The sequence below is a fragment of the Mesorhizobium sp. M0051 genome, from assembly GCF_040323235.1.
In the GTDB taxonomy this organism is placed as follows: Bacteria; Pseudomonadota; Alphaproteobacteria; order Rhizobiales; family Rhizobiaceae; genus Mesorhizobium.
The window spans coordinates 126,933-138,634 of sequence record NZ_JAMYUT010000018.1; the positions used below are offsets into that span (position 1 = coordinate 126,933).

Here is an 11,702-nt window from a genome sequence, read left to right on the forward strand (position 1 = left end):
CAACCGCTGGCGCGGTCCTCCTCTCCGTTGCGGCCCTACGGGTGCATGGGCTCGTTTCGGCTATCTCCGGTCTTTGCCGTCAACCAACGGATGGAGACGGTCATGCAGAGCATCAAGGACACCTACCAGCGCATCACGGACACCATTGTCGAGCAGCTTGAAGCCGGTACCAAGCCGTGGATCCGCCCCTGGCGCGGCAATGCCCGCCGAAGCTCGATCATTCCGCGGCGCGCTACCGGCGAAGCCTACCGCGGCATCAACGTCATCATGCTGTGGGTCGCCGGCCAGATGTTCGGCTACGAGGAAAACACCTGGATGACCTACCGGCAGGCCCAGGACTTCGGTGGTCAAGTCCGCAAGGGCGAAAGGGGCACCCTCGTAGTCAAGTACGGCACGTTCACGCCGAAGGACCACGAAGACGACGAAGACCGCGCGATTCCATATCTGAAGGGCTACACTGTCTTCAATATTGAGCAGATCGAGAACATGCCGGATCGGTTCTTCAGCCCGGCCGAGGAGCTCCCGAGCAATCCGGTTCCCTACATCCAGACCGTCGAGAGCTTCGTTCAGAACATCGGCGCAAGCGTTAGCTACGGTGGCACCAAAGCTTGCTACCGACCCAGCATCGACGACATCCTCATGCCTGACCGCACGCGTTTCGACAGCGAGGTGCACCTTTACTCAACTTTGCTACACGAGGTTTCGCATTGGTCCGGCGCAAAGCATCGCCTGGACCGCGATCTGACGGGCAGGTTCGGCAGTGAAGGCTACGCCGTCGAGGAGCTCGTTGCCGAGCTCGCGGCATCGTTCCTGTGTGCCGACCTGGGCGTGGCGCATGATCCGCGCGACAACACAGCCGCCTATCTGGCGAGCTGGCTCGCCGTCCTGAAGAATGACAAGAGGGCCATCATCACGGCCGCTGCGAAGGCGCAGGCCGCTGCCGACTGGATGCACGCTCAGCAGTTGCATGTAACCCAGCCTAAGGTGAAGGGCGCGTCGCAATTGGCGCCTTGTACCGACTCATCCGGCGTATGCAGCGGGCGTTGAGTCCCGAACCACAATGCAATAATGCGCATCGCGAGCAGTCTCCGGGCTGGCGGCCCTTCTTAATTGCGATGCGGAGCTCATTTGCCAACAAATACGTCACCGCCTCGGATCAGTTGGGGAACCGGGCGCGATTGGCGCCCTAAGCTAATTGAGCCCCCACCCGGAGAAGTTGCCGAACTTGACAGCATAACATTAGCGCGTACTAATAATTATCTGTGAGCAGGGGCCCCGTCCCCGCTTGCCCGCCACAAATCGGTGCCCAACCGATCGGCCCGCGCTCTCCGCCCGAGGCGCGGGCTTGTTTTCGAAAAACAAACGGACATGCTGCAATCGTCATTGCAGGACAACATTCCCGGATGGGGTGATCGACAAGGCGCCGCCCCCCTGCCCTGCCTAGGGTCCGAAAGCTTCGGTGGGTCTTCTTGGCAAACATAAAGTTTCACGTGAACCCGTCTTCCCTAAGAGTGGAAGGGGTGCGCAGCACTCGTGACGGCTTCCCGCACGGTATGATGATCGGCGATATACTTGCAAAGGACTGACTGACGGCTGCAGAAAGGAGGAAATTTGTCCGCTGACAAAATCGGCAAATTGTGTAGCCTATTCAATTGCATGAATTAGATCACGTGATTCCGCTGCCGCGAGGCCGTTAACCTTTTGTTAACTTAAAATTTCTTGCCGGATCGAACGAATCGGACATAATGACGCTTGCTTGGCGTCTTTGCGCCAAAAATCGTTTTTAGAGAGTGTCGATCGAATGAACGTGAGTTCGCCCGTTCCCACGAAATTCCCGTTGCTGTTCGAGAAAAGCATTCTCGAGCAAGGCGACCAGATTTCGAAGAAGCTGCACCTACTCTCGATGCAGCGCTTCCCTCCGCACGCAAAGAAGAATCTTCGCTCGTTCTCGCTGGCCGAGGTTGCCACATACCTTGGGGTCTCCCAAAGCCATCTGAAGAAACTGCATCTGGAAGGCAAAGGCCCGGTGCCTGAAACCTCAACGTCGGGCAGGCGGTCGTATACTGCTGAACAGATGCTTGAGCTGCGCCAGTATCTCGACCAGTACGGGCGATCCGACGCCCGAATGTATGTTCCCCATCGGCGGCCGGGCGAGAAGCTTCAGATCCTAGCTGTGGTCAATTTCAAGGGCGGCAGCGGTAAGACCACCACCGCCGCCCACCTCGCCCAATATCTTGCGCTGACCGGACACCGTGTCCTAGCTGTCGATCTCGACCCGCAGGCGTCGCTCTCCTCATTGCATGGATTCCAGCCTGAACTCGACCAGACGAAATCGCTTTACGACTCGATTCGATATGACGACCAGAAGGTGCCTCTCTCGGAAATCATCAAGCCAACGAATTTCCCGGGCCTCGATATCGTCCCTGCGAACCTAGAGCTGCAGGAATTCGAATACGACACACCTCTGGCAATGACCGACAGGTCTTCGAATGTGGGCAGGGCGTTCTTCACGCGCATCTCGACGGCGTTGACGGAGGTCGACGATCGCTACGATGTCGTAGTTATCGATTGTCCCCCGCAGCTCGGGTATCTGACGATCACCGCACTGACCGCGGCGACGTCCGTGTTGATCACGATCCATCCGCAGATGCTCGATGTGATGAGCATGGGCCAGTTTCTGCTGATGCTTGGGAACATCCTCGAGCCGATCAGGGCGGCGGGTGCCGAAGTGAACCTGGAGTGGTATCGCTATCTTGTTACTCGATTCGAACCCACGGATCAGCCGCAAGCGCAGATGGTGGCGTTCCTGCATACGCTGTTTGGCGAATTCATTCTCAAGAACCAGATGCTGAAATCAACGGCGATTTCCGACGCGGGGATTACCAAGCAGACCCTCTACGAAGTTGAGAAGAATGCGATGACCCGTTCCACATACGAGCGGGCAATGGATGCGCTGGAAGTCGTAAACGGTGAAGTCGCCGACTTGATTCATAAAGCATGGGGGCGCTGACTTTTGTCCGCTGACAAATTCGGATCTTTTTCGAATGCATTCAATGGACTAGGCGCTGTCTGGAGGTAGACAAATATGGCACGTAAGAACCTTCTTGCAGGCCTCTCAGAAACGGAGACCGACGAGGTGTCGTCTACCTCCACGGCGGCATATCCGATCCGCGGCGCCTCGAAATCCATGATCCGCTCAGTCAACGAGTTGGCAAAGCAAGCGGATGCGTATCTTGAAGGCGAGCATGTGGTCGAACTCGATCCAAACGCCATCGATGGCTCGTTCGTTTCCGACCGCATGGGCGACGACAAGGAGCAGTATCAAGAACTGCTGGAAGCGATCCGGGAGAGGGGGCAGGATTCTCCCATACTTGTTCGTCCGCATCCCGGTATCGACGGCCGCTACATGATCGTTTTCGGCCATCGCCGCGTCCGAGTTGCCGGCGAACTGGGGCGGAAGGTGAGGGCGGTCGTCAAGGAGATCGACGACAAGACTCATGTCATTGCCCAGGGTCAGGAGAATTCTGCTCGGGCAAATCTCAGTTTCATCGAGAAGGCGATGTTCGCAAAGCGCCTTGAAGACTTGGGATACGACAGAGATGTCATCTCGTCGGCATTGGCCTCGAACGCCGCTGCTGTCTCGAAGATGGTGTCAGTTGTCACAAGGATCCCGGCATCTGTCATCGGCAAGATTGGATCAGCTGCGTCTGTCGGTCGCGAGCGGTGGGTCGAACTGTCCCTGCTTGTCGGCAGGAAGTCCGACATGGTTGATGAAATCCAGTCCGACCCCGAATTCGGTGAGTTGGAAAGCAACGCACGCTTCGAAAGGTTGCTTGCGGCCCTGAATGCCAAGGGGAAGCCCGTTCGCAAGACCAGTGAGAAGCGCGAGGCACAATCTTGGGCTCCTGAGGACAAATCAGTTAGCGTCAGTGTCAAGAAGGCAGGCAAGGCCGTCACCATCGCCGTGAAGGAGACAGATGGCGGCCGCTTTGGAACGTGGATTTCCGACAATCTGGGCGACCTTTATGAGGCGTTCAGGAAGTCGGAGAGGACAGCAACAGGAGAATAGAGACCGCAAAAGAAAAAGGCCCCCGACGGCGAACCGTGGAAGCCCTTCTCGATCTTTAGCAAGCCGAGAATCTCATTTCCGCGAATCTGTGTCAAGAGTTTTAAGCGTCGATTCGGCGGACGGATTTCTTTTGCCTAATTGAAGGCGAAGGAAGAAATGGAGACGGGTATTGCAACGACGCCCTTTGGGCGGCGGCCGATGTCGCTTGCCATGCTGGCAGCGCAAAACGATTCACGTGAAATCCCCAAGGGCAGGGTCGTCGACAAGTGGCAGATTTACCGCAACCTCTGCGAGGGCAAAAGCATCGTCGGCATCGGCGATCGCGCTTTGGCCGTGCTGAATGCGTTGCTGTCATTCTATCCTGACAGCGAATTGAGTGAGGAAAACGACCTCATCGTCTTTCCCTCGAACGCACAGCTGTCCCTCAGAGCGCACGGCATGCCCGATTCCACCTTGCGGAGGAACCTGGCGGAACTGGTGGATTGCGGTCTAGTCATCCGTCGGGACAGCCCGAACGGCAAGCGTTATGCACGGAAGGGCAGGGGTGGTGAGATCGAGGAAGCATTTGGCTTCTCGCTGGCGCCGCTGCTGGCCCGTGCTCAAGAGTTCGAGGCGGCGGCCGAGCGTGTTCGCGCCGACAACAGGGCGCTCAGGCTTATGAGGGAACGTATTACGCTACACCGCCGCGATATCCAGAAGTTGGTCGAGGCGGCCGTTGAGGAAGACGTGCCGGGCGACTGGGGAGGACTGTGGAAGCGGTTCCGCGCCGTTGTGGAGACAATTCCGCGCCGAGCCCGCATTGCCGAGTTGGAACCTATCGTGGCCGATCTGGCCGCGTTGCGTGACGACGTGGATAAGCTGCTGGAAATACATATGGAATCTACGAATCCGAGCGGCAATGAGTCCCAAAGCGAGCGGCAGCAATCTGATTCAAATACCGACTCTATTTTTGAATTTGAACCTGCTCCAGAAAAAAGCGGGGCGGCGGCCGAGCCACTAACGAGGACCGCAGAGCCGCCGAAAACCTATCCGCTGGGGCTAGTGCTGAAGGCCTGCCCCGAAATCGCGGACTACGCCGTCGACGGGATCGGCAACTGGCGCGATTTCATGATAACCGCCGCCCAGGTGCGGGGATACCTGGGTGTTTCGCCGTCTGCGTATGAGGATGCCTGCCATGTCATGGGTCAGGAAATCGCCGCGGTGGTGATTGCCTGCATTCTGCAGCGGGCACAGCACATCGAGTCAGCGGGTGGCTATCTGCGCGTGCTGACCGAGAAGGCGAGGGCAGGCGAGTTTTCGGTCGGGCCGATGCTGATGGCGGCATTGCGATCGAACGGCGTGCCAGCAAAGATGACAGGGTAACCGTTGGCGGATCGGTTCGCGCTGATGCAGGGGCTTGTATGTCGCATCATGTGAGGCTATATTTTGCCTCACATGGAATGGAGAGTGAGAATGCTGGCGTTCGGAAATGTCGCCGACGTGTTGGGGCTACCCGTTAAGGAGGTGGCGTCGCGGTCGCTTTTCGGGCTGATTTCCCGGATCGAGAATGGACTTCCCATCGGCGCGCTCGAGCGCGTTGCGCATCTTCTGGCGCCTGGCGATGCTCAGTTCAAATACCGGCTGGTCCCAAAGGCGACCTACGAGCGGCGCAAGGCGGTACATCGTCTCTCGCCGGACGAGGGCACACGATTGGCCCGCGTGGCGCGGGTCTGGGGTCTTGCTGTCGATGTCTGGCAGAACGAAGAGGAAGCGCGCGATTTCTTGTTTCGGCCGCACCCGATGATTGAGGACAGGCGACCGATCGACTTCGTTATCCTGAGTGAGTTCGGCGCCGAAATGGTGGTCGAGATCCTCGCAGGTCTGAAGTACGGCAGTGCTGCGTGACGGCGCAGACTCTCGATCGCACGCTATCGTCCTTTCGCATCGGCGATCCGGCCGGCACCTACCCGATCTTCGACGCGACCGGCTCGACAATCGCGCCAGGGCGATGGAGCACGCCTGGAAGCCCTATCATCTACACCAGCGAGCATTATTCGACGGCCTTGTTGGAAAAGCTGGTGCATGGCAGCGGCCGACTGCCGCCCAACCAGCATTACATCGAAATCACAATCCCGCGCGGGCTGAGCTACGAGGTCTTTTCGCAGCCGTTACTGCCCGGCTGGGACACGATGCCGGCGACGGTGAGCAAGGGATTTGGCGAAACCTGGTGTTTAGAACGGCGCAGCGTCATCCTGCTGGTGCCGAGTGTCGTGGCGCGTTTCGATTGCAATGTGCTGATCAATCCGGCGCATCCGGAGTTTTCGAGGATCCAGACAAGTCTGCACCAACCCGTCTATTGGGACCGGCGGCTGTTTGGCGCGTAGGCTTTCTGCCGGCTACAACCCCGAGCCCTTGGTGAGATTGACACGGAACCCAGATCAGCAGCGCCGGCGGCGATCGGCGTGTGCTAGCCGAAAAGCAACAGCACCGCCGATGCTGATGGCGGCGTTGCGGGCGCAAAGCCGATCAAACGAGGCACGGACAGGGTGAGGCTTCTCGTCTAGCATCGACGCGAACTTTTAGGAGGAAAAATGTGACCAGTGTGGCGCGCGACAGCTTCGAGGCATGGAACAGGCTTTGCGCGGCGGGCGGGCTTGAGCTCGACGATCGCGATGCCGATTTCGGGGAGAACCTACGCACCGCGCTTTCGCCATCGGCCGCCACACTGGAGGAGGCGCTGCGCTCCAGTTCCACCGATCATCTCGTCAGAGCTGTCTTTGACTTGGCGGAGCCCTTCGTGGCCATGTTCCGCGCCATCCTGAGCTTCTTCCAGGCTGCGGGAGTGCAGCAGGGCCGCTCCCAATGGGATATCCATATCGAGGAGGAGCACTTCGAACTGAAGCATTTCGAGAAGTTTCTCGAGACTTGGAACGCGCTCGATTGCGAAGTGGATGTTCCAGCTGTCGATTCCGACGGCGCTTCGGCAATCTTGCGGGCGGGTGATGACCTGATCGATGCAGAATGGCGCGGGAAGACTGGTGTCCCAGATGTCGATGACTGGCAGCAAACGTATCATGATGGGGGACTTTACCTTCCTTTCCCTCGCTCTCTCCACGCCGATCGTGTCCCGGCTGGGTTTCGGGATGCGATCTCGATCGCGACCGTTCTGGTGGACCGCGTTCGCCGTGCTTGGCCAGATCGCGAGACAATGATGCAAGACTACCGGGATCGCAGGCTCGGGTTCGAGAGCGGCGACGGCTTCACCTTAGGAACAATCGCGCAGCACGAGACTGACTTTCAACTTGGCTTCATAGTGGCGCAGCTCGGGCGGTATGTGTCGTTGGATGAGGCAAGCCAACGCATGGTCGGGCAACGGCTCGCCGTTGCATTAAGCCGCTACCCGAGACGCAAGATTGGCATTCGGGCGGAGCTGCCGGAATTGGAGCGCATTCTATCTCTGCCTCTCTGGCAGCGTCGCCACGAGCTCTACGCCGTCTGGATCGCGACCGAGATCGTCAACTCCCTCGACGGCCACGATTGCGCGCTCCATCACGAGAAAGGCCGTATCACCTTCGCGTTTCGAGAGTCTGTCATTGCGACAGTGCGTTCGAGCCACCCGAAAGTGAGGTTATTGGCCGAGCGGCGTAGCCCTCTCATCGCGCCGATCGGGCATGGCCGCACCGGCCACGTCCAACCCGATTACAGCCTGTGGCGCGGCTCCGGAGATCGGGAAGAGTGTGGTCTCGTGATCGAGGTGAAGCATTACAAGCGCGGGTCGCCGGCACGATTCCGCGAGGCACTGATCGACTATGCCCGGGCGCATCGCGCCGCGAAGGTCTTACTCGTCAATCATGGCCCGGCGCGGGAGAGCTTCCACGCAGCCGATCGCGATGTCAGCGGCCGATGCATCGTCATCGGTGATTTGACGCCAAGCCACCTGAGACAGCGCGAAACATTGAAGGAGATTGTGCGGGACTACGTGGGCGAGCCAATCTTCCGCAAGACCGGTGTTGATGCGGGACCGCTCCTCATGCTCGTGGTCGACGTCTCAGCATCGATGTCGGCTGCGATCGACGCGCCAGACTTCGCCGCGCTTTTATCCTCGGTTGCGGAAGGGCGCACAGCAGCCGTCGCCCTGGTCGACTCCGAGATTCAAAGCGTCGGCCAGCTTGACCTCGTCACCAACGACATTAGGCGCTCACGTCGCGGCCATACAAGCCTGCACGATCCCATCACCAGCCTACTCGAAGATCACGAACGTGTTGTCTTGCTAACCGATAGGGATGGCATTGCTGATCTCGTCGGATTCAAGACCAAACATTTGGGCTCCAAGCGCGCTGGCGGGACAAGGGTCGAGGTCATTGGGATTGAACGATGACACCGCACCGATGCTCGCCAGCCGCCGACAGATCTACATCGAGTGAATGCCCTAGGACCAACAGCATCTCAGACATCTCTGGTCAGGCAAGAATCCGCGTCGCTCGACCGAGCGTCCGTTCGGCGTCGTTATAGTAATTCGAGGCCTGCTGCACGGAGCGGTGCTGTGACTGCTGCATGGCTTCCGGCAGCGGAATGCCGCGGCGGGCGGTTTCGGTAAGATAGCCGGAGCGCAGGCCGTGGGCGGAGTACGCTGCCGGATCGAGGCCGGCCTCGGCGATGCGGCGCTTCAGGATCAGATTGACCACCTGCGGCGTCAGGGCGCGTTTTTCGAGATTGCCCCAACGGTCGATGCCGCGGAAGACGGCGCCCTCGGTGATCCCGGCGCGTTCGAGCCACGATTGCAGCACCGTCACCGGCCGGCCAACCAGTAGCACGAATGCGTCGCTGTCGGCCTGTGTCGTCTTGGTCCGACCGAGCCGGATCGAAAGGCACGGCAGTTTGTCGCCGTCGGGAGCTTTGGGATCGGCCGGAACGGGGTCTTCCTCGACCAGTTGTTCGATGCGAAGGGCAGAAATCTCGCTGCGGCGGCGTCCGCCGGAGGCGAAGGCGGTGATGAGAAGTGCGCTGTCGCGCAAGTCGACAAGACGCTCGCCGGCGCAGGCTTTCAGGATGGCGGCCAGAATATCGGCGGTCACCGCCTTTCTGCTCTTGCGGCCGCGGGGACGGGCGCTAGCACGGACCGCCAGTTTTATCGCGCTTTGCAGCCCCGGCGCATTGAATTCTCCCCTAAGACCGCGCCATTTGGTCAGCGTCGACCAACTCGACAGCCGCCGCCGCACGGTGTTGGGCGCATGGGGTCGGTCGCTGCGCAGAAGCCCTTGGGATTTAAGCGTCGCCGCGACGTCGGCCGGCATGCCGTGCGCCGGATCCGTCTCGCGTTTGGCAAAATCCCACAGGTGGTGCGCGACGAACTTGATCAGTAGCGCCTCCGGCGCCGGCCAGGGGAGGGGTGAGCTTGTGGCCGCCTGACACCAAGCTTCAAGATAGCCGAGATCGGAGGCCAGCGCGCGGAGGGAATTTTCGCCGATGCCTTCTTTGGCCAGGTGGCGCAGCGTCTCCACGTCATCGTCGGTTAAAAGTCCGGCGAGAAAATCGCGGCGGTCAAAAGGCAGCACGGAATCGAGCGCGTCGAGGGCTTCGGCGCGCCGCGACACCAGTTCGGTGCTTTGGCGGCCGCCGGCGCCGGCAGGGGGCGTTTTAGGCATCAAGAGGTCTTCCAGGCGGATTTTGCGACCGTTGCGGCCGTGCATACGCCGAGTCTAGCGCCTTTGCGCCGCCAAATCCATCACTATCGATAAGAGGTCATTATCGATAGTGATTTTTGTCCCTGAAGAAAGACGATGTAAGTCCAGTGAGACCTCCACTAGCTTGACCAACGCGAATCAGCCATCATGAAAACAATGGCTTACACGCTCGACAAACTGCCCCTGGAAACCCTGATCGGGCCGGTTGCCCGCGCGACCGAGGTTTTGGTCCGCCTCGACGAGCGGATCGCCCGCTCTCCCGTCCGCGACGGCGTTGTCGAGCGCCAGCATTTTGCCGACGCGGCTTCCGCGCTCTGGCTTGAGGGCGAACTCGTCCACCTCGAGGACCTCGTGCTGCACGACGCCCACATGGACATCCGCACCCCGACCCACGAACTCACCCGGGCGCACGCGGTGCTGCGAACCCGCCGGCGGATTTTTGCGCAAAAGCCGGACTGGGCGCTCAGCCGCGACGGTTTTTTGGCGCTGACCGGTCGCGGCGGCGCCATGCCGGCGGCGTGCCAAAAAAGCCGGGACGGGGAGGGGGCTGCAACTGCCTCTGTGGAAGCCGACGATCGCGATGACACTGAGGCCGACCGGCTGGCCGAAGAATTTGCCGAGATCGATGCTGTCCTGGCACGCTCGTCCAGGATTCTGAGCGGCGCCGGCGTGCCGGCGAAAGCGGCGCGGCTGGACGACCGGCCGGAGCCGCAAAACGGCCTGATCTACGATCTCGACTGGAATGAGGAAGAACGGCTGGCCCAATGGCAGGCCGTGCTCGCCGACACGCGGGGGCAACCAGTCGTGCTGCGCGCCGCGATCCTGGTCGAAGCCTGGTCGGACATCGAGGTGCTGCAGCATGCCACGTGGCTCGGACCGCTGCTCGTGGCTGCACTGCTGCGACAGGAAGGACTCGCCGCCCACCATCTCGCTTGCATTCATCTCGGCGCGAAAAACATTCCGCGCGAGCGGAGGCGGGCGCGCAATCGCGGCGATCGGCTGCTCGCCTTGCTCGATGCCATTCACGACGCAGCAGTGGCTGGCCTGAAGGAACACGATCGGTTGGTGCTGGCAAAAAGCCAGATGGAGCGGCGGCTCAAACAACGGCGCGCCAGCTCGAAACTGCCCGACCTGGTCGAGCTGGTACTGTCGCGGCCGCTCGTCTCGACCGGCATGATCCAGGAGCGGCTAAAGGTGACAAAGCAGGGGGCGCTCAATCTGATCGGCGAGCTTGGCCTGCGCGAGATGACGGGGAGGGGAAGGTTTCGCGCCTGGGGTGTGATCTAACGGTCCTCCCAACCACACGCCTTTGGGAGGCCGATTAGATTGCTGCTCGACTAGCCTCTCAATTGTCCGGCGTTGCGGCGCCTGTTTCGCCTGTGTTGGGCTCGACGTCGATGGTCGCGATCCCAATGTCGACGTGCTTGGCAGTCACATATGAGAATCCCGGCAATCGGATTCTGCTGCCGAAACGTGGCTACGAACCGAAGGTCTGTTCACGTCTGGGAGCTTGGCGGATCGAATTGAACAAGCCTAAGCTCGCACTATTGACTGCAACGATTCGGATCGACGATGGCTGAGCAACCCCGGATCAAATATCTTTCGATCGCGAAGTTTCGGGGCATCGAGTCTCTGGAGTGGCGTCCAGACGATCAAATAAACATCCTTATAGGGGCGGTGACTCTGGGAAGAGCACGGTATACATGCAGTTGCGTTGCTGTTTAGCCTATCAAATACAATCCAAGTGCTCGAAACGGACTATCTCAACCGATCCACGAAAGACGGGTTCTCGATCGGGCTCTGTCGCAAACCTTTCGGTAAGCGGAGCATGGCAAGAAACACTCCTCAGCTGTGGAGGAGCACGTGATGTTCAAGGGCCGCCATTTCGACCAGTCGGTGATCCTGCTGTGCGTGCGCTGGTACCTGGCCTACACTCTGAGCCTGCGCGATCTGGAAGAGATGATGGCCGA

General features: G+C 59.9%; 9 protein-coding genes and 1 pseudogene. 9 read left to right on the forward strand and 1 reads right to left on the reverse strand.

Annotation, left to right across the window (positions count from 1 at the left end; translation table 11 throughout):
- The first annotated feature begins 102 nt into the window (after positions 1–102).
- The 7 genes from NKJ90_RS19630 to NKJ90_RS19660 all read left to right on the forward strand — a co-directional run bounded on the left by NKJ90_RS19630 (position 103) and on the right by NKJ90_RS19660 (position 8,426).
- Entirely contained in the window at positions 103–1,047 is a 945-nt protein-coding gene (locus NKJ90_RS19630; RefSeq protein WP_352486593.1) for an ArdC family protein, read from the forward strand.
- Between the two features lie 754 nt (positions 1,048–1,801).
- Positions 1,802–3,010, forward strand: coding sequence for a plasmid partitioning protein RepA (repA, locus tag NKJ90_RS19635; protein WP_352486594.1), 1,209 nt, complete (start codon positions 1,802–1,804; stop codon positions 3,008–3,010).
- Between the two features lie 75 nt (positions 3,011–3,085).
- On the forward strand, positions 3,086–4,069 hold the full coding sequence (gene repB, locus NKJ90_RS19640) for a plasmid partitioning protein RepB (RefSeq protein WP_352486595.1): 984 nt from the start codon (positions 3,086–3,088) through the stop codon (positions 4,067–4,069).
- Between the two features lie 156 nt (positions 4,070–4,225).
- Entirely contained in the window at positions 4,226–5,431 is a 1,206-nt protein-coding gene (gene repC, locus NKJ90_RS19645) for a plasmid replication protein RepC (RefSeq protein WP_352486596.1), read from the forward strand.
- Positions 5,432–5,521: 90 nt separating this feature from the next.
- Positions 5,522–5,953, forward strand: coding sequence for an antitoxin Xre-like helix-turn-helix domain-containing protein (locus tag NKJ90_RS19650; RefSeq protein ID WP_352486597.1), 432 nt, complete (start codon positions 5,522–5,524; stop codon positions 5,951–5,953).
- Positions 5,950–6,432 (forward strand): RES family NAD+ phosphorylase, encoded by a 483-nt coding sequence (locus tag NKJ90_RS19655; RefSeq protein WP_352486598.1) that lies wholly within the window; start codon positions 5,950–5,952, stop codon positions 6,430–6,432. Before NKJ90_RS19650 ends, NKJ90_RS19655 begins: the two co-directional genes overlap by 4 nt.
- 209 nt (positions 6,433–6,641) lie before the next feature.
- On the forward strand, positions 6,642–8,426 hold the full coding sequence (locus NKJ90_RS19660; protein WP_352486599.1) for a hypothetical protein: 1,785 nt from the start codon (positions 6,642–6,644) through the stop codon (positions 8,424–8,426).
- An 82-nt stretch (positions 8,427–8,508) separates the two neighbouring features.
- On the opposite strand, the gene NKJ90_RS19665 is transcribed toward NKJ90_RS19660, so the two are convergent.
- Positions 8,509–9,693 carry a tyrosine-type recombinase/integrase gene (locus NKJ90_RS19665; protein ID WP_352486620.1) on the reverse strand — a complete coding sequence of 395 codons (1,185 nt, stop codon included), beginning with the start codon at positions 9,691–9,693 and terminating at the stop codon, positions 8,509–8,511.
- Between the two features lie 195 nt (positions 9,694–9,888).
- Here NKJ90_RS19665 and NKJ90_RS19670 point away from each other — a divergent pair, with 195 nt between their 5' ends.
- Together NKJ90_RS19670 and NKJ90_RS19675 are read left to right on the forward strand one after the other, a co-directional pair.
- Complete coding sequence (locus NKJ90_RS19670; RefSeq protein ID WP_352486601.1) at positions 9,889–11,019, forward strand: RHE_PE00001 family protein; 1,131 nt, start codon at positions 9,889–9,891, stop codon at positions 11,017–11,019.
- 579 nt (positions 11,020–11,598) lie between these two features.
- Positions 11,599–11,702, forward strand: a pseudogene (locus NKJ90_RS19675) (IS6 family transposase); the annotation flags it as partial.